Genomic DNA, 21,427 nt, shown 5'->3' with positions numbered 1-21,427 from the left:
TATTTATCGTCTAGGTAACGGAAGCGCTATTTTATGTCTGATTCCCCCGTAACGACAGCGGTACTCGATGAAGCTCAACTGCGCCAGGCTGAAGACACGGCCAGTTGGGTGCTGGAGGAGGGTAAACGTCTGGGGCTGGACGGTGTGGAAGTGAATGTCAGCCTCAGCCAGGGTTTTTCTGTGAATGTGCGCCAGGGGGAAGTGGAAACGGTGGAATTTCACCGTGATCGCGGGGTGTCACTCACCGTATTCAAGGGGCAATGCAAAGGCCACGCCAGCAGTTCAGATGACAGCCGGGACAGTTTGCGCGACAGCCTTAAGGCTGCGGCCGCGATTGCCCGCTATACCGAAGCAGACAAATATGCTGGCCTGGCGCCTGCGGCGGATCTGGCGCGTGATATCCCCGATCTGGATCTCTATCACCCTTGGGAAATGGATACACCACGGGCTATCGAAGAAGCGCTCGCCTGCGAAACCGTTGCCCGCAATGACAAACGCATCGTTAATTCCGAAGGGGCCTCGGTAAACAGTGGTGCCAGCCTGCGAGTGTTTGCTACCTCAGAAGGTTTTCTGCATGGCTATCGCGGCACGCACCACAGCCGAGTGTGCAGCGTGGTGGCTGAGGATGCGGAAGGTATGCAGCGCGATTACTGGTATGACGGCGGACGGATTGGCACCGCGCTGCAAAGTGCTCAGGAGGTGGGCGATAAAGCCCGTGAGCGCACCTTGGCCAGGCTGGGGGCGATCATCCCGGAGACCGGTGAATTACCCATTATCTTCGCGCCCCAGGTCGCTTCTGGCCTGCTGGGCCATTTGGTATCGGCAATCAGCGGCGGTTCCATCTACCGTCGCAGCTCTTTCCTGCAGGACAGTCTGGGCAAAGCCGTGTTGCCCAAGGGATTTGTCCTCGGTGAGCAGCCTCACCTCAAGGCCGGGAATTCCTCGGCACCGTTCGATGGCGATGGTCTGCCTACCCGGGAGCAATACTTTGTGGAAGATGGCATTCTCAATCAGTTTGCCCTCGGCTTGTATGCCGGCCGTCGTCTGGGGATGTCGCCGACAGGAAATGGTGGTGGTGTACGCAACCTCCACATCACTGATACGGGAGAATCTCTGGATGCGCTCATGGCCAAGGCTGGCAAGGGCATTCTGGTCACCGAGGTGATGGGGCAAGGGGTGAATGTGGTGACGGGGGATTATTCCCGTGGAGCCAGTGGTTTCCTGTTTGAGAATGGCGTGATTCAGCAGCCATTGCAGGAGTTTACCATTGCTGGACATCTTGGTGAGATGCTGCGGGGGATTCAGGGTAGCGGCACCGATGTGGACCGGCGCGGGAATATTGCCTGCGGCTCGCTGTTGCTGGCCCCAATGAAAATTGCAGGTAAATAGAAAGTTCAACGTAGGGGGAAGAAATAGCAATGGAAGAGAATAATCCGTATCGCCAGCCTGGGACGGCAGACGTCAATGCTGTACCTGAACTGAAACCGTTGATGGTGACCGGCGAAGTAAAGGGCGTCAGTGTTGGGCAGGCGCTGGGATGGCTGTCCCGAGGGATGAGTCTGCTGACCGGGCACTGGGGCGTTATTATTGGTGCGTTGGTGGTCACCGTTCTCTTGCAGGGGGCTGCAGGCTCTATTCCCCTGGTGGGGCTGGTCGCCGGTTATATTCTCATGATGATGCTCTATGGCGGCGTGGTGAAAATTTTCCACCGCATTGATCGCACGGGCGAATCCGATTTTTCTGATCTGTTTGCCGGGTTTTCGGAGCACACCTTGCCGCTATTGCTATTGGGGCTTTTGTATTTTGCGCTGCTATTGGTCAGTGTGGTTGCTGTTGTCGCTGCACTGATGTCCGGTGGTTCATGGCTGGAAGGTGATGCGGCTTCAATGATTGAGGGGACGCAGGTTACCACTATGGTGGTTGCCGGGGGGCTCGGTTTCCTGTTGGTGATGGTGCTGCACTTCCCATTCTACTTTGCTGTTCCCTTGATCTTTCTGGGGCAACGTAAGCTGGGCGAGGCCATGAAGCTGAGTACCAAGGCTTGCTTCAGAAATCTTGTCCCGTTCCTGGTGTACTGGCTGGTCATCACCCTGATATCCCTGATCGCTGCTATCCCTGTTTTTCTCGGCTGGCTAGTGGCGATGCCCATATTGGCGGCGGCCTACTATGTCGGTTTCAAGGATATTTTCGTGGAAGAGTAGGGGCCTTTCTTAAACTTTCCACATGCGGCATATCGAAATGGCCGCCTGTTTACCGAGCAATCGGTGAATAGGCGGCCATTTTCGTCATGACGGTTTGATCTCGTACACGGGTTTAATCTTTTGCCGGTCTCTTCTCAGATATAAGGCGTTTAGGCTGCAGTCCCTTTTTGTTCTGTGAGGTGGTAGCCAATGTCATTGCAGCAATCTTCCGAAGAATTGGGTGGCTTTCAGGTTGGCCCGCTTTGGGCTGAAGCGATGCTCGCTTCTCCTCGTCGTGTGACGATCAGTGAGGCGCTAGGGTGGTTTGATGGTGGTGCCGGTCTCATGAGGGGGAACTGGTGGCTGCTGATAAGCGCTTTGCTGGTGATGCTGTTGTTGAATTTGGTGACGGGATTTTTTCCCTTGGCCGGCGGAATCTTGACGCTGCTTATGACACCGGTGTTCTATGCTGGTTTGGTAAGTGTGCTGCACTTCTCCAAGCGTCATGGCAAGAGGGCGCCATGGTGGCGTGCGCTGGATGGTATCAATCATCGCTTCATGGCATTGGCTGCTTTGCCTGTGATGCAATGTCTCGCGTTCTTCCTGTGTTTTGCGACGGTCATCATTCTGGATTACCTGCTTGGCGTGGATACCATTGAAGCATTCCGAACGCGCAGTGTGGGAATCGCCGAGTATGTGATGATGGCTTTTTTGCTGCTGTCTCTTGTGGTGGCGAATCTGGCGTTCTTCTTCTATGTGCCATTGGTGTTTCTGGGAGATCTTTCGTTGAGAGAAGCAGTCGTTACAAGCTGGAAGGCGTGCCGAGCCAATTTGCTTCCTTTGATCTGTTACCAGCTGATGGTAGCGGTTTTGCTTGCACTGGGGGTCGTTTTCGCTGGCGTTGGCTTGCTTTACGCTGTTCCCTTGATTATCGCTTCTAACTATTTTGGCTTCAGACAGGTGTGTATGGCGGACCGTGGTTGACCTGCGGTCAAGTGAGTAGATTCGCGTAGAGCACCGTAGCCAGCCCCAGGAAAGCCATAAAGCCGACAATGTCGGTGATGGTGGTGAGCACTACGGACCCGGCCAAGGCCGGGTCGATACCCATTTTCTTCATGATCATGGGTAGCAAGGCACCGGCACAGGCGGCCATGATCAGGTTGATGACCATGGCCACGCCAATCACCAGTCCAATGCTTGGATCCTTGAACCAGAGTCCGGCGGTGATGCCGATCACGGTGGCCCACAGCAGGCCATTGATGGCACCTACCGAGAGCTCCTTGAACAACAGGTAGCGGGTGTTGTTGGACTGGATCTGACCCAATGCCATGGCGCGAATCACCAGCGTCAGGGTCTGGCTGCCGGCGATCCCTCCCATACTGGCCACAATGGGCATGAGGATGGCTAAGGCGACTACCTTTTCCAAGGTGGCTTCGAACAGGCCAATCACGGCAGATGCAGCCAGAGCGGTAAGCAGGTTGATGCCCAGCCACAGGGCGCGGCGTCGGGCTGTCTGCCAGACGGAGCCAAAGGTGTCTTCGTCATCATCCAGACCGGCCATGCTCATCAATGAGTGGTCGGCCTCTTCCATGATGACGTCTACCACGTCATCAATGGTGATACGGCCTACCAGCATGCCATCCTCATCGATCACCGGAGCGGTTACCAGGTCGTGTCGCTCAAAGATCTTGGCCACTTCGGAATCAGGCATGGTGGCCGGGATAGACTGGATATCGGTGATCATGGCTTCCCGGACGGTGGTGCCGGGGTCACTGATCAGCACCTTGGTGAGAGGCAGCAGGCCGATGAACTGATTCTTCCGGTTGACCACTGCCAGGTTATCGGTGGTGCGGGGAATCTCGCCACGCAGTCGCAGGTAGCGCTGTACCACCTCAAAGGTGATCTCCGGGCGTACCGTGATCACATCGGTATTCATGATGCCGCCGGCGGTATCCACCGGATAGCTCATGACATGTTCCAATCGCTCGCGATTCTGCTCGTCCAGGCTGGCCATCACCTGGCTGGTGACGTGATCTGGCAGCTCCTGCAGCAAATCCGCCAGGTCATCAGTGTCCAGTTCTTCCACCAGCGAGACCAGCTCGTCGGTGCTCAGGTTACGCAGCAGTTCTACCCGGACTTCTTCGCCCAGATATTGAAGAACTTCGGTTTCCTGTTCCTTGTTGAGCAATTGCCAGAGAATTTCCCGCTCCCGCGGAGGGGAGGATTCCAGCAAGTGAGCGACTTCCGCGCCGGGCAGGTTGTTGATCAGCTGGCGAACCTGGGAATAGGTGCCACTGGCAAGCGCGCGATTGATCGCTTTTAGATGTTGTTGGCTGCGGCTGCTGTCGGCGGGCATGAAGAAATCAGTTAACAGTTAACAGTGAATAGTTAACAGCGAAAACAATGCGTGCTGCTGCTTGGGCTGAGAAAACCACACAGTAACAGCCCTTCCGTATATGTGGTACTTGATTTTTCAACTGTTCACTATTCACTGTTAACTCTTAACTGTCTTTCACTCTCCCTCGTCGAACATACGCGCAAATAAATCTTCCAGCTCTGCCATGGCATCCGCCTCGTCCGGGCCTTCTACCTGAAAGGTAACCTTGCTGCCTTTGGCGGCGCCAAGCATGAGCAGGCCCATGATGCTTTTGGCATCGATGGGATTGCCGTTGTGAATCACGAGGATGCGGCTATCGTAGCGCGAGGCCACGCTGACAACCTTGGCGGCAGCGCGTGCGTGAAGGCCAAGCTTGTTGATTACATCGAGTTGCTTTTCAATCATTTGGTGGGTGTTCCTGACAGGGGGCGGGTCAGTGTTTTTCGCGGTGGCGAACTTGCAGGGGAATGCCCTGTTCGCGCAGACGTTTGGCCAGCTGTTCTACCATGAATACAGAGCGATGTCGGCCGCCGGTGCAGCCGATAGCAACCGTTACGTAGCTGCGGTCACTGTGGGCGAAGGCAGGTAGCCAGCGTTGTACGAAACTGCTGATGTCATCAAGCATGTCGTGGCTGGCTTGGTGCTGTTGCAAAAAATCAATGATTGGCTGATCCATCCCGGTTAGGGGGCGCAGTACAGGATCCCAGTGAGGATTCGGCAACACGCGTACATCAAAGACCAGGTCCGCATCATTGGGCAGCCCGTTCTTGAAGCCAAAGGATTCCAGCTGCAGTGACAGGTTGCTCTGTCGCCGGGCAACCCGTTCACGGATCTGGTTACGCAGGCTGTGAACTTCATAGTTGCTGCTGTCGATCACCAGATCCGCGCGCTGACGGATGTTGGCCAGCAATTCGCGTTCATGCTGGATGGCATCTTCCAGCGTGCGATCGCCGGTGCCCAGGGGGTGGCGTCTGCGGGTGGCGCTGAAACGTTTGAGCAGGGTGTTGTCGTCGGCGTCCAGGTAAACGATTTCGGTATCGATTTCCTGTTGGTGCAGCGCATCGAGGATACTGTCAAAGGCCTGTAATTGTGCCGGCACGTTGCGGGCATCAATGCCAACGGCAACCCGCTCGATGGGGGCTTCACCATCGTTCAGCTGACTGGCCAGGGTGGGCAGCATGCCCACGGGCATGTTGTCCACGCAGTAGTAGCCCTGATCTTCCATGGCTTGCAATGCGGTGGTCTTGCCGGAGCCGGAGCGGCCGCTGATGATGGTCAGTTTCATTATGACATTACCCTGCTTCTGGCCTCGCGTGATGGCGTAAGGCACAAGCTAAAACATCGGGGGGTTGAAGGGCGTGGCTTCATGATGCCAGTCTGAGTTCTGCCTCTGATTCTACTGCGGTTTGAAAAAGCTTGTGGGTGTCCTGACTGTGCCGCAGATCGTTGCGATAGTCGTCATCGTTGAACAAGCTGGCCAGATGGCTGAGCGTCTTGAGGTGCTGTTCCGGGTTTTCCTGGGGTACCAGCAAGACAAAGACCAGATCCACTGGTCTGCCGTCAACGGCATCAAAATCAATCGGGGTGTCCAGTTTGAGCAGTAGTCCCACCGGTTGCTGGCAATGACCCAGCCGGCAGTGAGGGATGGCAATGCCTTCACCGATGCCGGTGGAGCCCAGTTTTTCCCGGGCTACCAGCGCATCGAATACCTCCTGCTCATTAAGGGCTTCACAGCTGGCCGCAGCCAGCTGTGCTACCTGATCCAGCAGCTGTTTCTTGCTGCTGGCCTGCACGCCGCTATGGGTACGTGCTTCGGTGAGTATTTCGCGAACTCGCATAATTATGCTTCAGCTTAGTGGCCGTGCTTGTGGCTGACGGCCTTTTCCTTGTGTTTGAGGATTTGACGATCAAGCTTGTCGGTGAGTTTGTCGATGGCCGCGTACATGTCGTCGGCCTCAGCGGTGGCGAACAGGTCTGCCCCGGAAATATGGATGGTGGATTCTGCCTTGTGCGTCTTCGGTTCCGGAGAAAGAATTACCTGGATGCTGGTGATCTGGTCGAAGTGACGTTCCAGACGGGAGAACTTGTCGCCCACATAGGTGCGCAGAGCGTCGGTAACTTCCAGGTGATGACCGCTGATATTAATTTGCATGGCTGGCTCCTTTACCTGCTTGTTGGGCCGTCACTCGTGCCCTACACCAAACGCTTGCGAGCACTGGATGACGGTATTCTCATTGCCTCACGATACTTGGCAACGGTCCGGCGCGCTACGTTGATTCCCTGCTCGTTGAGCAAGCTGGCCAGTTTGTTGTCACTGAGCGGCTTGCGGGGATTCTCGGCAGCGACCAGCTTCTTAATAATGGCACGAATAGCGGTGGAGGAACACTCGCCACCGCCGTCCGTTCCCACGTGACTGGAAAAGAAATATTTCAGCTCAAAGACGCCGCGGGGTGTCATCATGTACTTCTGGTTTGTCACCCGACTGATGGTCGATTCATGCATCTCGACGGCTTCGGCAATGTCGGCCAAAACCAGCGGCTTCATGGCTTCCTCGCCATAATCGAAAAAGTCTTGCTGCACTTCCACGATGCGGGTGGCCACCTTGAGCAGGGTGTCATGCCGGCTTTGCAGGCTCTTGATGAACCATTTGGCTTCCTGAACGCAGTTTTTCAGGTACTGACCATCTTCGCCGGAGGTCTGTTTGGCCAGGCTAGCGTATTGCTGTTGCAGGTTGACCTTGGGCAGGATGTCGTCATTCAGGCTGACCTGCCAGCGCCCGTTGTGCTGGCGGACGATCACGTCCGGTACGGCATAGTCCACCTGGCTGTCGCCGATCTGTTCACCGGGAGCGGGATCCAGGGTGCGTATCAGCGACAAGGCATCCAGTAATTCCTGCTCACTGGTTTGCAATACCCGGCGCAGGGCTACGTAGTCGTGCTTTTCGAGTAGCTCAAGATGCTCCAGTAGTGCCAGTGCCAGGGTGCGGAAAGGGGTATCAGCGGGTAGCTGGCGCAGCTGGACCCCGAGACAGTCCGCCAGATTGAGGCTGGCGACGCCGAGGGGATCAAACTGCTGAAGGCGATGTTGTACAGCCAGCACCTCATCCGCTTCCAGCACGTCGCCTTCAGTGAGCAGGTCGTCCTGGCGGTTGATCATCTCGACAATGTCGTCGATGGAGGCTGTCATGTAGCCGCGATCATCAAGGGATTCGATGATCGCCATGGCAATAATGCGATCCACGTCGCTCATGGGGGTCAGATTAAGTTGCCAGAGCAGGTGATCCTGAAGGTTGCCGGAAACGGCGTGGCGTTGCTGCCACTCATCTGCATCGTCAGGGAGAGCGGCGGTGCTGCTGCTTTGCCCGGAGTAAACGTCATCCCACTCTGTTTCAATGCCAGGATCACCGTCGACAAATTCTTCCAGAGCGTCATCGCGCTCAGTGTTCAGCTCGTCATCATGACGATCTTCGTCACTGTCTGGCAGGGAGTCGTCACCAAAATCATCGGCCATTTCCAGCAGAGGGTTGCTCTCCACGGCTTGTTGAATCTCCTGACGAAGATCCAGGGTGGACAGCTGGAGGAGGCGGATGGCCTGCTGCAGCTGCGGTGTCATGGTCAGCTGCTGGCCGATTTGTAGTTGTAGTGTGGGCTTCATACTGCTCAGGTTTGGTGAGATCCCCAAAAACCCGAGAATAACAGCTTCAAACTCTTTCTAGCAATAATTGTGCCAGCGGAAAAGGTGTGGTAGAGGCAGTTAACAGTGAATAGTTAACAGTGCGCGGCGTGGCGCGGGTGGGTTTTGGGGGCTTTGCTGCCCGCGCCATGGCCCTGGCGCGGCTTCGGGTGTTTGAAAACCCTCACGCTGGACGCGCGCCGCTGTTCACTATTCACTGTTAGCTGTTCACTAACTCACAGCCTGAAATCTGCACCCAGGTAAACATCCCGCACCTGCTGATTGGAGAGAATGGTGTCTGCGTCGCCTGAGGCGATGATGTGTCCGGCGCTGACGATGTACGCTGTGTCGCAGATATCCAGGGTCTCGCGCACGTTGTGGTCAGTGATTAGTACGCCGATGCCGCGCTCTTTCAAATGGCGAATGATGCCTTTGATGTCATTCACGGAAATCGGATCAACCCCGGCGAAAGGCTCATCCAGCAGGATGAAATCCGGGTCGGTGGCCAGCCCGCGGGCAATTTCGGCGCGGCGACGTTCGCCCCCTGACAGGCTCATGCCCAGGGAGTCGCGAATATGGGTGATATGGAATTCCTTGAGCAGGTTTTCCATGCGCTCGTGGCGTTCCTGTTTACTCAGTTCCTTGCGGGTTTCCAGGATGGCCATAATGTTTTCTTCCACAGTGAGGCGGCGGAAGATGCTGGCTTCCTGGGGCAGGTAACCGATGCCCTGCTTGGCGCGGCCATGCATGGGCAGATGGGTGATGTCGGTCTCGTTGATCTCGATACGACCGGCATCCGCCTCCACCAGGCCAACAATCATGTAGAAGCAGGTGGTCTTGCCGGCCCCATTAGGGCCAAGCAGTCCGACAATTTGCCCGGAGTCGACATCCAGGGAAACGTCTTCGATCACCCGGCGGCCTTTATAGCTTTTTGCCAGATGATGGGCGCGGAGATGCGTCATGGGGGAGTGGGCTCCGAATCTGTATTGTCTTGCTGGTCGTTGCCGGGGATCTGGTTTTCTGCCGGAATCACCAGGCGAACCCGCTGATCGCCTTCACTGCTGGCATCCACGCGTTTGGAATCCAGGCTGTATTCCACCTTGGCTCCTTCGAAGGTGTTGCCCTTGTGGCGGATAAACGCATCGCCGGTCAGTACCAGGGTGCGGGCCTTGATGTCATACACCAGATTGCTTGCGTGGGCTTCCAGGTCTTCACCTTCGGAGAGTTTTACCGGGGTGCCTGCGGCTTCCACGCGGACCAGTTCGCCATTTTTGGTAAACAGGGACATCTTTTCTGCCTGCATGGTGCGGTTGCCCTGAAGCAGCTCTACGTTGCCGCTGTAAACACCGGTCCCGGCAGCCTGTTCAAAGCGGCCGTGGTCGGCAGACACGGAAATCGGGCCTTCTACCGGTGCGGCGCAGGCAAGGCTGGCAAGCAAGGTCAGGCAGGCGCCCAGTGCGCTACGATGCCGGGGCATTGAATTCACTCTCTACTCCTTGGTCGAGGGATAATACCCCCTTGTCGAGATCCGCCTCCAGTGAGCCGGCACGGGTCTCGCCACTTTCAAACCGGAGGATGGCATCTCCAGGGCTGGTGGCGATGTTGGTGTCACTGTCAAAGCGCAGCTCGTCGGTATCCAGTTCGACTTTTTGCTGGGGGTTGCGCGTCTCGACCTGCCCGGTGAAGACAATCAGCTTGCCATTCTGCTGCACTGTGCCGTTCTCGCTGGTGATGGTCCACTGGCCTTGCTCATTGGACATCAAGAGTCGCGGGCGCGTCATTTCTGTCAGCGGATTGTGATCGTATTGCACCAGGTTGTCGGCAACCAGATGGTATTGCAGTTCCCCGGTTTCTTCGCTGTAGGCGCGAGCATTAATCTCATGGGCCAGGATCGCCGGCGCGGTGAGTACGGCCTGGTCCTCACCGGGAAGGCTGCTGTCCCACTCGTGAAGGGTCATCAGTACCACCAGACCAAGCAGCAGGATGCCGGTGGCGCTTAACAGCCCCTGACGTTTCATGCCGCACCTCGTTGGATGAGGATGGCATCGCAGATTTCGCGAACGGCGCCTTCGCCGCCACGGCGCTGAGTGTGGTGGTCTGCCGCCTGCTTGGCGCAGTCATGGGCGTTGGCTGGAGCAAAGCTCAGCTGCGCCCATTCAAGGGCGCTCACGTCTGGCTCGTCGTCACCCGCGTAACCGGTTTCGCTGGCGGCCACACCTAGCTGTTGAGCCAGATCGGCCAGTGCCACACCTTTGTCTTCGCGCCCCTGAATGACATGTTCGATGCCCAGATCGGCGGCGCGCCTGGCCACCATAGGGGTGTTGCGGCCAGTAATGATGGCAAGGGTGACGCCGCTGGCGGCCAGTTTTTTCAGGCCGTGGCCATCCAGGGTGTTGAACACCTTGATGGCTTCGCCGTTTTCAGTGAAATAGATGCGCCCGTCGGTCATTACGCCGTCCACATCGAAGGCCATCAGGCGCAGATTTTGGGCATCAATGGATGAAATCTGCATTACACCACCCCGGCTCGTAGCAGGTCCTGCATGTTAAAAGCGCCGATCGGCTTGCGATCGGCATCCAGTACCACCAGGCCATTAATCGTTCGGCTTTCCATGATTTGTAGGGCCTCGGCTGCCAAGTGGCCGCTGGCGATGGTGATGGGGTTGGTCACCATCACGTCGGCAATGCTGGCCTTGCGAATATCCAGATCCCGGTCCAGCAGGCGACGCAGGTCTCCATCGGTGAAGATCCCGGCGAGGGTGCCGTCATCGGCGATCACGGCAGTCATGCCGAGCCCTTTGGCTGTCATTTCCAGTAGCGCGTCGCTGAAGCTGGTGTTGGTCGATACCGCGGGCAGGGTATCTCCAGCGTGCATGATGTCATCCACCTTGAGTAGCAGGCGGCGGCCCAGGCTGCCTCCGGGGTGACTGAGGGCAAAGTCCTCAGCGGTAAAGCCGCGGGCTTCCAGCAGCGCAATCGCCAGCGCATCCCCCATGGCCAGCGCCGCGGTAGTGGAGGAAGTGGGGGCGAGATTGTGAGGGCAGGCCTCTTCACTCACTGCGACGGTGAGATGAACGTCGGAAAGTTGCGCCAGGGTAGAGGAGGGACGGCCGGTCATGCCGATCAGGACGGTGCCCTTGCGTTTGATCACCGGCAGGATGGCCAGTACCTCGGCGGTCTCCCCTGAGTTGGACAGCGCGAGCACCACGTCATCAGCGGTGATCATGCCCAGATCGCCGTGGGAGGCCTCGCCAGGGTGCACAAAGAAAGAAGGGGTGCCGGTGCTGGCCAGGGTGGCTGCCAGCTTGCTGCCCACATGGCCGCTTTTACCCATGCCGGTAACGATGACGCGCCCCTTGGCTTTCAGCATCTGTTCGCAGGCGGCGGAAAACTGATCGTCGAGGCTGTCTTTCAGTGCGTTGACGGCGCGGGCCTCGATATCCAGTACTCGCTGACCGACACTTATATGGTTGTGACTCATGCAATCTCCCTGTAATTGCGGCGATTATACACGTCAAACGGCGTGGGGGTGCCCCAAAATGGCGTTGTGCTTCCCGGCTGTTTCGATGCACCTCCAGGGCCATTGGCGGGCTGGGTCTGCAGCCTTTTGGAACTGTTCGCCCTTGTTGTGACTCCAATACTTCAGACTGGTTCTGGACAGCGGCGGAGTAACCCCGTAAAACCGCCCGATGATGACAGGGAGATAATGGATGCAACAACAACGACGATTTGCTGCAGCGGTGGCGCTGATCCTGATGGCGCTCGCAGCGTTGGCTCAAGCACAGACAGATCCACGGCAGGTGGTAATCGATGCGGTGGAGCGCATGACCTCGCGGATTGATGCTGAGAGAGAGCAGCTTGAGGCAAACCCGGAATTGGCCCGGGAAATGGTGCGCGAAGAGCTGGTGGACCTGGTGGATTTCAAGCGTATCACCCGTATGGTCATGGGGGATTATTTCGGCCCGTCCAGCAAGGAGCAGAAATACCGTTTTCTGGATGTGTTCAAGAACAGCCTGATCAATACCTATGCTTCAGGGATTACGCTGTATGACGGGCAGCAAATCACCACCCTGCCCATACAGGACGGGGATCTGCGTGGTGATTATGCTCGCGTGCGCATGGAAGTGCAGACCAATACCGGCAAGACTATCCCGATTTTCTATACCCTGTTTTCCCGTGATGAGCAGTGGAAGGTCATCAATGTCTATGTGAATGGACTGGACCTGGCGGATACCTTCAAGAGCCAGTTTGCCCAGGGCATGCAGGAGTATGGTGATATCGACAAGGTAATCGATAACTGGAGCGCGGACGCCAAGATTGATGCCGGTATCGAGGACAAGCAGGCCGAGGCTGGCGACGCTTGAGGTCCCCTTGAGGCTGGTGCCGTGGCAAGGCTGCGACGGCTCGCGTATTATTGCGCCCCTGAGAGATGGAGCGGGTTGGTAAGCCAGCCCGCTCCTGTGCTGTTTGGGGCGCACATTCCTGTAATGCCCCGGTTGCCCCATTAGAAGGAGCCAACATGAATCCGGAAGAGGTAAAAGCGCTGGTGGAAGCCGGCTTCGACGATGCCGATGTGGTCGTGGAAGGTGGCGGTGACCGTTTCCAGATTCGCGTGGTATCAGAGGCCTTCGCGGGTCTGATGCCAGTGAAAAAGCAGCAGCTGGTGTATGCCACCATCAACGAGCAGATCCAGAGCAATACCATCCACGCGGTGCAGATCATCACCTTTACCCCCGCCGAGTGGGAAAAAGCCCAGAATATGGGGCTGGCCTGAGTTTCACGCCGGGCCTCTCAAGACAAGCCTAGAGACAGTTCATGGATAAATTGATCATCACCGGTGGCCGCCGTCTGGACGGCGAAATCCGCATTTCCGGCGCCAAGAACGCCGCCCTGCCGATTCTGGCCGCCACCCTGCTGGCCAGTGAGCCGGTGACTGTGGGCAACCTGCCGCATCTTCAGGATGTGACCACGCTGATCGAGCTACTGGGCCGCATGGGCGTGGAAGTGGTGATCGACGACCGCATGCACGTGGAGGTGAATGCCAGCACCATCAAGGAGTTGGTGGCGCCCTATGAACTGGTGAAGACCATGCGCGCCTCTATTCTGGTGCTGGGGCCGATGGTGGCGCATTTCGGCAAGGCCACCGTGTCGCTGCCGGGGGGCTGTGCCATTGGTTCCCGCCCGGTGGATATCCACCTCAGTGGCCTGGAAGCCATGGGCGCCCAGATCGAAGTGGCCAACGGCTATGTGCATGCCTCTGTAGAGGGGCGTTTACAAGGTGCCCGCATTGTCATGGATACCGTCACCGTGACCGGTACCGAGAACCTGATGATGGCGGCGGCGCTGGCGGAAGGTACCACCTACCTGGAGAACGCCGCCCGCGAACCGGAAGTGGTAGATCTGGCCAACTTCATCAATGCCATGGGTGGCAAGATCAGTGGTGCCGGCACCGATACCATCACCATCGAAGGGGTGGAGAAGCTGGGCGGCTGTCACCATCAGGTGATTGCCGATCGCATTGAAACCGGCACCTACCTGATTGCCGCTGCCATCACCGGTGGTCGCATCAAGACCAAGGACACCGTGCCGGGCATCCTGGATGCCGTGCTGCAGAAACTCAAGGAAGCCGGGGCCAAGATCACCACCGGTGACGACTGGATCGAGCTGGACATGGAAGGCCGCCGGCCGAAAGCCGTGTCCCTGCGCACCGCGCCGTACCCGGCCATGCCCACCGACATGCAGGCCCAGTTCATGGCCCTGAACCTGATCGCTGAGGGCACTGGCACCATTGTGGAAACGGTGTTTGAAAACCGCTTTATGCATGTGCAGGAAATGAACCGCATGGGCTCCGATATCGAAGTGCAGGGCAACACCGCCATCTGCCGTGGTGTGGAGCAACTCACTGGTGCGCCCGTCATGGCCACCGACCTGCGAGCTTCCGCATCCCTGGTGATCGCGGCGTTGGCGGCAGAAGGGGAAACCACCGTAGACCGGATCTACCACATCGATCGTGGCTACGAATGTATCGAAGAGAAACTGCAATCGCTGGGCGCGGTCATTCGCCGCGTGCCGCGTTAGGTCTGGCTGAAGAATATGTCTCAGAAACCGTTGACCATCGCCCTCTCAAAAGGGCGTATCCTCAAGGAAACCCTGCCGCTGTTGAAAGCCGCCGGGATTGAACTGCTGGAAGATCCGTCTGCTTCGCGCAAGCTGATCTTCGACACCACCCGTGATGACGTGAAGATCATCATTATCCGTGCCACTGATGTGCCGCCTTATGTGCAACACGGTGCGGCCGATATTGGTGTGGCAGGCAAGGATGTGCTGATGGAGCACGGCGCAGATGGTGTGTTTGAGCCGCTGGATCTGAATATTGCCCGCTGCAAGCTGATGGTGGCGGCAGTGAATAATGCCCCGGAAGTGGGGGGGCGCCTGCGTGTGGCCACCAAGTTCGTTAACGTGGCCAAGGCTTACTTTGCTGAACAGGGCAAGCAGGCGGAAGTGATCAAACTGTACGGTGCCATGGAGCTGGCACCGCTGGTAGGGCTGGCGGACCGCATCGTGGATATCGTCGATACCGGTAACACTCTGCGCGCCAACGGTCTGGAGCCCACCGAGCTGATCGCCCATATCTCCACTCGTGTGATCGTCAATCGCGCCAGCATGAAAACCCGTCACGCGGATATCCAGGCCATCCTGGACAAGCTGGGCGAGGCCGTCGCGTCGCGTAAAGAGTAGTCCAGAAAAGAGCAAAAGCGTTTTTCACCACAGAGATCACAGAGAGCGCAGAGTAAAAAACTTCCTTCATTGAGGAGGCGAGAGTTTCTGCTGATCCCGGCGATAGAAAATATCAGGTTTTTCCCTCAGTGAACTCTGTGCCCTCTGTGGTAAAACTGGACTTTGATTCTGACTTTTACGGTACTCAAGCATGGAAACCACCTGGCTCAATTCCCAAGATGCGGACTTCAATACGCAGCTCACCGCGCTGACCGCCTGGTCTGAGGAGCGCGATGCGGAAGTGACCGGGCTGGTGCATGGCATTGTCCACGATGTGGCCCGTCGTGGTGACGAGGCGCTGGTGGAGTACACCGTCAAATTCGACCGTCGTGAGGTGGCGTCTGCTGCTGAGCTGGTGGTGGGCCCGGAGCAGTTGCAGGCGGCGCTGGCGCGTATTCCCGCTTCACAGCGTGAAGCACTGGAAGCTGCCGCCGAGCGCGTGCGCAGCTACCACGAAAAACAGAAACAGGACTCCTGGAGTTACCGTGAGGCGGACGGCACCCTGCTCGGTCAGCAGGTGACCCCGCTGGATCGTGCTGGCATCTATGTGCCCGGTGGCAAAGCGGCTTATCCCAGCTCGGTGTTGATGAATGCCTTGCCTGCCAAGGTGGCGGGCGTTGCCGAAATCATCATGGTGTCTCCTGCTCCGGGCGGCGAACTCAATGACATGGTGCTGGCGGCGGCAGCCATTGCTGGCGTGGATCGCTTTATCTCAGTAGGGGGTGCCCAGGCGGTGGCGGCGTTGGCCTATGGCACTGATACGGTGCCTGCGGTGGACAAGATCGTTGGCCCCGGCAATATCTTTGTGGCGGAAGCCAAGCGCCAGGTATTCGGCAAGGTGGGTATCGACATGATCGCCGGCCCCTCCGAAATCCTGGTGGTGTGTGACGGCAAGACCGATCCGGACTGGATCGCCATGGATCTGTTTTCCCAGGCTGAACACGATGAAGAAGCTCAGGCGATTCTGGTGTGCCCGGAAGAGGACTATCTGAAGCAGGTGGCCGATTCCATGGAAAAGCTGGTTCAGACGCTGGAGAGGGAAACTATCATTCGTACCTCCATGAAAAACCGTGGAGCCCTGATTCAGGTAAAGGATCTGGACGAAGCCATCGAGATCGCCAATACCATCGCCTCCGAGCATCTGGAGCTGTCCATCGATAACGCCGAAGAGTGGGCCAAAAAGATCCGCCATGCCGGTGCCATTTTTCTGGGGCGCCACACTCCGGAAGCACTGGGCGATTACTGTGCCGGCCCGAATCACGTGCTGCCCACCAGTGCCACTGCGCGGTTTTCTTCGCCGCTGGGGGTCTATGATTTCCAGAAGCGCAGCTCTCTGATTGGCTGTTCCCCGGAAGGTGCCAGCAGCCTGGCGGCCATCGCATCCCCGTTGGCGCGAGGCGAAAGCCTCACCGCCCATGCGCGCAGTGCGGAATTTAGAATCAAGAAATAATTTCACCACAGAGAACACAGAGGCCACAGAGATAAAACCATGCGCTCGCTCTGGCTTCTTCTGTGATTCAGGGGCTTGGTGTTTTGCTCAATGATCTCGGTGAACTCTGTGGTAAAACAACATCTTTGCTTTTTACGGTTTGAAAGGTTATGAGCAAATACTGGAGTGATTTTGTTCATCAGCTGGAGCCCTATGTGCCGGGTGAGCAGCCGAAGATGAGCAAGCTGGTGAAGCTGAATACCAACGAGCATCCACTGGGTCCGTCACCGAAAGTGCTGGACGTGATTCGGGGCGAAGCGGATGAGCGCCTGCGCCTGTATCCGGATCCTGACAGCAGCCAGCTCAAGGACGCCATCGCGTCCTACTACGGTGTGCAGCGCGACCAGGTGTTTGTCGGCAATGGCTCTGATGAAGTGTTGGCGCACCTGTTTCTGGGCTTCTTCAAGCAAGACAAGCCGCTGCTGTTTCCTGATATTACCTACAGCTTCTACAAGGTGTACTGCGGGCTATACCAGATTGATTATGAACCGGTGGCGCTGGATCAGGATCTGGCCATTGCGGTTGATGATTATCTCAAGCCCAATGGCGGCATTATCTTCCCTAATCCCAATGCGCCTACGGGGCGCCTGCTGCCGCTGAGCGAGATCGAGCGTTTGCTGAAAGCCAACACAGAGTCTCTGGTGGTGGTGGATGAAGCCTACATTGATTTCGGTGGTGAAAGCGCGATCAGCCTGATCAACCAGTACCCGAATTTGCTGGTTACCCAGACCTTGTCCAAATCTCGCTCCCTGGCGGGGTTGCGCATCGGTCTGGCTGTTGGGGATGCGGCATTGATTGATGGCCTCAATCGCATCAAGGACAGCTTCAACTCCTACCCGCTGGATCGGCTGGCGATTGCTGCAGGGGCTGCTGCGTTTGAAGACCAGGAATGGTTTGAGAAAGGCTGTGGGTTGGTCATCAGCCAGCGCGAGTTGCTGAACAAAGCACTGGCTCAACGAGGTTTTGCAAACCTGCCTTCGGCAGCCAACTTTATTTTTACCCGGCATCCGCAACACAGCGGTGAAAGTCTGGCGAAAGGCTTGCGAGAGCAAGGTGTCATCGTCCGTCACTTCGGCAAGCCCGAGCGCATCGCCGATTACCTGCGCATCACGGTGGGCACCCCGGAGCAGAACCAGGCATTGATCGAGGCGCTGGATACGTTGCTGTAAGAGCTTGCCTGCACGCGATCCTCGCCTTGGTGAGAGGTAAGGATTCCAGAGGCGAGTTTCGAGTACCGAGTTTCGACAATCAAAAAGCAACAATCAGGCATCCGGCCCCAGGCGTGCCGCATTTCCTATTCCGTCTCCGCCGGTGGGCGGGTGCCGATGATCACGTCCACACTCATGGGCTGGCGGTTGCGGATGATGTCCAGGGTGACATCCTGGTTTGGCTTCATGCCGGCGATGCGGTTCATGGCTTCATAGCCGTCCGCCATCGGGTCTCCGTTAACGCCTACCAGCACATCCCCTGGTTGTAATCCGCCCTTGTGGGCCGGGCTATCCACGACCACGGCGGTGACAACGCCACCACGGACGTCATCAATACCAAAGCTTTCCGCCAGTGAAGGGGTCATATCCTGCACGGTGACGCCAAGGTAGCCGCGAATTACCCGGCCGTGCTCGATCAAGTCGGTCATCACTTCGTTGGCAATAGAGGCGGGGGTGGCAAATCCGATGCCCTGCCAGCTACCGTCGGCGGACAAGATGGCAGTGTTGATACCGATCAGGTGGCCGTTGGTGTCGATGAGTGCTCCGCCGGAGTTGCCACGGTTGATGGCCGCATCGGTCTGGATAAAGTTTTCGAAGGTGGCGATACCCAGGTGGCTGCGCCCGGTGGCGCTGACGATGCCCATGGAGACGGTTTGGCCAACGCCCAGCGGGTTGCCGATGGCGAGCACCACATCCCCTACCTGAACAGGGCCATTACCATTCAGCTCGACCTCCGGCAGGTCTTCCAGGGCAATGTGGAGCAGGGCCAGATCCGTTTCCGGGTCGGTGCCGACCACCCGTGCCGGGCTGTCGCGGCCATCGCGCAGCGCCACCAGAATCTCATCGGCATCGCGAATAACGTGGTAGCTGGTCAAAATGTAGCCGCTGTCGTCCACAATAACGCCCGAACCCAAACTACTCAGGGCGCGCTCCCGGCGCGGTTGCTCCATGAAATTGTTGAATAGCGGAGCTTCCGCGTCATCATCACTGGTGACGATCTGGGTGGTATAGATATTCACTACCGCAGGCGCGGCATGATTCACCGCACCGGAATAGCTGGCGACGCCTGTGTCATTCTTCGCCGGGCTGGCGCTGGGACCCCATTCGTACCACCAGAGCACAGCCAGCCCCACCGCCAGGCCGGCGAAAATGGGTCCAGCAAAGAAACGAATCACTCTGACCACCGAATGTGCCCCCGTTGATATGGCTGACCTGTTATTAGCCAGCTATTGGGTCGTCTTGTCTGTCTGTTGGCGAGACAAGAGCCGGCCCGGATAGGTAAACTGCGCGCATAGTAGGGCCTGCAGCGGTTAAATTCTACCGCCATGCGGCGGCTGCAGCCCCCGGAATTCAGGATATTGCCCGGTAGGTGCCATGCTCAAGCGCGATTATATGCTGTCTCTGCTCGATCAGGAGCTGTCGGCAGGCCGTTTTCAGGACTACTGCCCCAATGGTCTTCAAGTGGAGGGCAAGGAGCAGATTCGTCGGGTGGTCAGCGGCGTTACCGCCTGTCAGGCTTTGATTGATGCTGCCATTGTGGAGGAGGCCGATGCGATCCTTGTCCATCATGGCTATTTCTGGAAAGGCGAAAACCCGCAGGTTCGCGGCATGAAGAAGCAGCGCCTGCAGTCACTGCTTCGGCATGACATTAATCTTTTTGCGTATCATCTGCCGCTGGATGCCCACCCGACCCTGGGTAACAATGCCCAGCTGGCCCGGCGTCTGGGGTTGATTACGGAAGGGGGGTTGGATGAGTCCGCCATGCCGGTTGGCAATGTGGGCAGGCTGGACAGCCCAATGTCAGCCGATGAATTCTGTGGCCATGTGGAAGCGGTGTTGGGTCGTACGCCTTTGCATGTGGGTGATCCAGGGGATGAAATCGAAACCATTGCCTGGTGCACAGGGGGCGCTCAGGGGTTTATTGAGCAGGCACAGCAAAAAGGCGTGGATGCTTACCTCAGTGGTGAAATATCTGAACCCACCACCCATTTTGCCCGCGAAACCGGGATGCACTATTTTGCCTGTGGTCATCACGCCACTGAGCGTTATGGGGTAATGGCGCTGGGGCAATGGCTAAGTGACAAGCACGGTATTGAACATATTTTTATCGACATCGATAACCCGGCTTAGACGGGCGGAGCTAACCGCATCTGGCGGTGGCAGGACGAGGAATACCTTTCTTTCATGAATATCACGGTTATTTATAATCCGGCTGCAGGCGGTGGCCGGGAGGCGTTGCTTTGTCGCTTTGTGGCGGAACTGGAGCGTCTGAATGCACGCGTAACGTTGTATCACACCACCGGACCCAACGATGCCACTCGATACCTGCAGTCGCGGGAGGATCAGGGTGACTGTGTTGTGGCGGTGGGCGGGGACGGCACCACCAATGAGGTGCTCAACGGCATTGCGCCTGGTGTGGCGCTGGGCGTGTTTGCTACGGGCACCGCCAATGTGCTGGCCAAGGAACTGGCATTGCCGAAGAAGCCGGAAGCGGCTGCAAGGGTTGTGGTGCAGGGGAAAAGCGTAATGATCACGCCGGCCCGGCTTAATGGGCGGCGGTTCATCATGATGTGTGGCATTGGCTATGATGCCTGGGTTGTGGATGCGGTGGATCTGGGTATCAAGGAGCGCTTTGGCAAGCTGGCCTATGCCCTGTCCATGCTCAGCCAGATTCGTCGTTATGGTGAGCAGCGTTACCGGGTGGCGGTAGATGGTCGGCCGCTGGACTGTTTTTCTGCCATCGTCACTAACGGCAAGCACTATGGTGGTAGCTTCGTGCTGAGCCGTGAAGCCAATATCCTCCGGCCCCAGGTGCAGGTATTGTTGTTTCAGAAACCGGGCGTGCGGTTCCTGCTGCGCTGCCTGACGGCCTTGTTGTTTGGCCGTATGGAGCAGATGGATGGTGTGGCCAGTCTGCGTGCCGAGCAGGTCACGATCAGCTGCGAAACAGGTGACGAACCGATTCAGGCGGATGGCGATCCAGCAGGAAGGCTTCCTGCAGACATCGTGGTGGATCCAGAACCTGTGCCGGTTCGGGTCGCAGACACCTTTAACTCATAAAGCCTTTGCGAAGCGGAAAAAAAGCGGAGATGCCGTTGGGCAATCTCCGCTTTGCGTGTGGCTGATCAGGTTATTTCTTTTCCTGCTCCGGTGGACAACCTTGGTCATCGCAGCCTTCTGCGTAGTCCCTGGGTGGCTCAACAATGGTGTCGGGCTCGGCCGGGGGGGCAACGTCCACGGGTTCGAATGGGCCCTCCGTCTGGTTGCTGCGCAGGCCAAAGTCTTCAGCCAGGGTGCCGCCTTTGGCGCTGGGCGCATAATCCAGCGGTGGAGCGATGGGGTCAGAGTTGTCCCGGTTGGATGCTGAATCCAGAGACTTGGCGGCTGCCCGCTTCCTGCCACCTTCGGAACACAATGCCTGGGCTCCGCGGGATAAATGTTCATGAACAGTGCGATATGCCTGAGTCATGTCGTTGACCAGCTCTGCGGTATGCAGGAAATGGTCATCCACCTGCTCCCGATAATGATTTAACGCCTGACGTGCCTCATCCCGATCCCTGATCAACTGGCCGGCCTGACGCCGTGCCGGTAACAGCCAGAACAGCAGGCCCGCTCCAACGATTACGCCGGCAGCAAAGCTCAGCACCCCGGTTGTCAGCATATCCATGGCATACTCCTGTACAATGTCCCCAGTGTTTGGCGACAAACTTGAGGCTATTGCAGCA

General features: G+C 57.5%; 24 protein-coding genes. 11 read left to right on the top strand and 13 right to left on the bottom strand.

Annotation, left to right across the window (positions count from 1 at the left end):
* The first annotated feature begins 33 nt into the window (after positions 1-33).
* The 3 genes from pmbA (at position 34) to Y5S_RS07175 (ending at position 3,164) form a co-directional block, all read left to right on the top strand.
* Positions 34-1,389: a metalloprotease PmbA gene (gene pmbA / locus Y5S_RS07185; protein WP_035231685.1), complete on the top strand. Its 1,356-nt coding sequence runs from the start codon at positions 34-36 to the stop codon at positions 1,387-1,389.
* Positions 1,390-1,418: 29 nt separating this feature from the next.
* Positions 1,419-2,201 carry a BPSS1780 family membrane protein gene (locus tag Y5S_RS07180; RefSeq protein WP_035231683.1) on the top strand — a complete coding sequence of 261 codons (783 nt, stop codon included), beginning with the start codon at positions 1,419-1,421 and terminating at the stop codon, positions 2,199-2,201.
* 189 nt (positions 2,202-2,390) lie between these two features.
* Positions 2,391-3,164 carry a DUF2189 domain-containing protein gene (locus tag Y5S_RS07175; RefSeq protein WP_035231681.1) on the top strand — a complete coding sequence of 258 codons (774 nt, stop codon included), beginning with the start codon at positions 2,391-2,393 and terminating at the stop codon, positions 3,162-3,164.
* Between the two features lie 7 nt (positions 3,165-3,171).
* Here Y5S_RS07175 and mgtE read toward each other — a convergent pair whose 3' ends face one another.
* The 11 genes from mgtE to Y5S_RS07120 all read right to left on the bottom strand — a co-directional run bounded on the left by mgtE (position 3,172) and on the right by Y5S_RS07120 (position 11,709).
* Entirely contained in the window at positions 3,172-4,536 is a 1,365-nt protein-coding gene (mgtE, locus tag Y5S_RS07170) for a magnesium transporter (RefSeq protein WP_035231680.1), read from the bottom strand.
* 156 nt (positions 4,537-4,692) lie between these two features.
* The gene (locus tag Y5S_RS07165; RefSeq protein ID WP_035231678.1) at positions 4,693-4,962 is read right to left on the bottom strand and encodes an HPr family phosphocarrier protein; all 270 of its coding nucleotides are present in this window, start codon (positions 4,960-4,962) and stop codon (positions 4,693-4,695) included.
* A 28-nt stretch (positions 4,963-4,990) separates the two neighbouring features.
* Complete coding sequence (rapZ, locus tag Y5S_RS07160; RefSeq protein ID WP_035231677.1) at positions 4,991-5,842, bottom strand: RNase adapter RapZ; 852 nt, start codon at positions 5,840-5,842, stop codon at positions 4,991-4,993.
* 79 nt (positions 5,843-5,921) lie between these two features.
* Positions 5,922-6,395, bottom strand: coding sequence for a PTS IIA-like nitrogen regulatory protein PtsN (gene ptsN / locus Y5S_RS07155; RefSeq protein WP_035231673.1), 474 nt, complete (start codon positions 6,393-6,395; stop codon positions 5,922-5,924).
* A 14-nt stretch (positions 6,396-6,409) separates the two neighbouring features.
* Positions 6,410-6,709 (bottom strand): ribosome hibernation-promoting factor, HPF/YfiA family, encoded by a 300-nt coding sequence (gene hpf, locus Y5S_RS07150; protein WP_035231672.1) that lies wholly within the window; start codon positions 6,707-6,709, stop codon positions 6,410-6,412.
* A gap of 41 nt (positions 6,710-6,750) precedes the next feature.
* Entirely contained in the window at positions 6,751-8,211 is a 1,461-nt protein-coding gene (locus tag Y5S_RS07145) for an RNA polymerase factor sigma-54 (RefSeq protein WP_035231669.1), read from the bottom strand.
* A gap of 254 nt (positions 8,212-8,465) precedes the next feature.
* Positions 8,466-9,191 (bottom strand): LPS export ABC transporter ATP-binding protein, encoded by a 726-nt coding sequence (gene lptB, locus Y5S_RS07140; RefSeq protein WP_035231667.1) that lies wholly within the window; start codon positions 9,189-9,191, stop codon positions 8,466-8,468.
* On the bottom strand, positions 9,188-9,706 hold the full coding sequence (gene lptA / locus Y5S_RS07135; protein WP_052041452.1) for a lipopolysaccharide transport periplasmic protein LptA: 519 nt from the start codon (positions 9,704-9,706) through the stop codon (positions 9,188-9,190). Before lptA ends, lptB begins: the two co-directional genes overlap by 4 nt.
* Positions 9,690-10,247 (bottom strand): LPS export ABC transporter periplasmic protein LptC, encoded by a 558-nt coding sequence (lptC, locus tag Y5S_RS07130; protein ID WP_035231664.1) that lies wholly within the window; start codon positions 10,245-10,247, stop codon positions 9,690-9,692. The genes lptA and lptC overlap by 17 nt, the downstream gene beginning before the upstream one ends.
* The gene (locus Y5S_RS07125; protein WP_035231662.1) at positions 10,244-10,741 is read right to left on the bottom strand and encodes a KdsC family phosphatase; all 498 of its coding nucleotides are present in this window, start codon (positions 10,739-10,741) and stop codon (positions 10,244-10,246) included. The genes lptC and Y5S_RS07125 overlap by 4 nt, the downstream gene beginning before the upstream one ends.
* Entirely contained in the window at positions 10,741-11,709 is a 969-nt protein-coding gene (locus tag Y5S_RS07120; RefSeq protein ID WP_035231659.1) for a KpsF/GutQ family sugar-phosphate isomerase, read from the bottom strand. The genes Y5S_RS07125 and Y5S_RS07120 overlap by 1 nt, the downstream gene beginning before the upstream one ends.
* 229 nt (positions 11,710-11,938) lie before the next feature.
* Here Y5S_RS07120 and Y5S_RS07115 point away from each other — a divergent pair, with 229 nt between their 5' ends.
* From Y5S_RS07115 to hisC, 6 genes are all read left to right on the top strand, one after another.
* The gene (locus Y5S_RS07115) at positions 11,939-12,592 is read left to right on the top strand and encodes an MlaC/ttg2D family ABC transporter substrate-binding protein (protein ID WP_035231657.1); all 654 of its coding nucleotides are present in this window, start codon (positions 11,939-11,941) and stop codon (positions 12,590-12,592) included.
* A gap of 155 nt (positions 12,593-12,747) precedes the next feature.
* Positions 12,748-13,002 (top strand): BolA family protein, encoded by a 255-nt coding sequence (locus Y5S_RS07110; protein ID WP_035231655.1) that lies wholly within the window; start codon positions 12,748-12,750, stop codon positions 13,000-13,002.
* Between the two features lie 41 nt (positions 13,003-13,043).
* Positions 13,044-14,306, top strand: a complete 1,263-nt coding sequence (gene murA / locus Y5S_RS07105) for a UDP-N-acetylglucosamine 1-carboxyvinyltransferase (protein ID WP_035231652.1) — start codon at positions 13,044-13,046, stop codon at positions 14,304-14,306.
* Positions 14,307-14,321: 15 nt separating this feature from the next.
* A complete protein-coding gene (gene hisG / locus Y5S_RS07100) occupies positions 14,322-14,966 on the top strand; it encodes an ATP phosphoribosyltransferase (protein ID WP_035231650.1) in 645 nt (214 codons plus the stop codon).
* 190 nt (positions 14,967-15,156) lie between these two features.
* Positions 15,157-16,455, top strand: a complete 1,299-nt coding sequence (gene hisD, locus Y5S_RS07095; protein WP_035231648.1) for a histidinol dehydrogenase — start codon at positions 15,157-15,159, stop codon at positions 16,453-16,455.
* Between the two features lie 149 nt (positions 16,456-16,604).
* Positions 16,605-17,663, top strand: coding sequence for a histidinol-phosphate transaminase (hisC, locus tag Y5S_RS07090; RefSeq protein ID WP_035231646.1), 1,059 nt, complete (start codon positions 16,605-16,607; stop codon positions 17,661-17,663).
* Positions 17,664-17,788: 125 nt separating this feature from the next.
* On the opposite strand, the gene Y5S_RS07085 is transcribed toward hisC, so the two are convergent.
* Entirely contained in the window at positions 17,789-18,877 is a 1,089-nt protein-coding gene (locus Y5S_RS07085; RefSeq protein ID WP_231552648.1) for a trypsin-like peptidase domain-containing protein, read from the bottom strand.
* Between the two features lie 199 nt (positions 18,878-19,076).
* Between Y5S_RS07085 and Y5S_RS07080 the strand changes: the two genes are divergently transcribed.
* Together Y5S_RS07080 and Y5S_RS07075 are read left to right on the top strand one after the other, a co-directional pair.
* On the top strand, positions 19,077-19,832 hold the full coding sequence (locus Y5S_RS07080; RefSeq protein ID WP_035231639.1) for a Nif3-like dinuclear metal center hexameric protein: 756 nt from the start codon (positions 19,077-19,079) through the stop codon (positions 19,830-19,832).
* A gap of 54 nt (positions 19,833-19,886) precedes the next feature.
* Complete coding sequence (locus Y5S_RS07075) at positions 19,887-20,762, top strand: diacylglycerol/lipid kinase family protein (RefSeq protein ID WP_035231636.1); 876 nt, start codon at positions 19,887-19,889, stop codon at positions 20,760-20,762.
* A gap of 70 nt (positions 20,763-20,832) precedes the next feature.
* On the opposite strand, the gene Y5S_RS07070 is transcribed toward Y5S_RS07075, so the two are convergent.
* Positions 20,833-21,369, bottom strand: coding sequence for a YhcB family protein (locus Y5S_RS07070; RefSeq protein WP_035231634.1), 537 nt, complete (start codon positions 21,367-21,369; stop codon positions 20,833-20,835).
* Positions 21,370-21,427: the final 58 nt, after the last annotated feature.

It is taken from the genome of Alcanivorax nanhaiticus (assembly GCF_000756665.1).
GTDB classification, from domain to species: domain Bacteria; phylum Pseudomonadota; class Gammaproteobacteria; order Pseudomonadales; family Alcanivoracaceae; genus Alcanivorax; species Alcanivorax nanhaiticus.
This window is presented reverse-complemented; position numbering and strand designations above follow the sequence as displayed.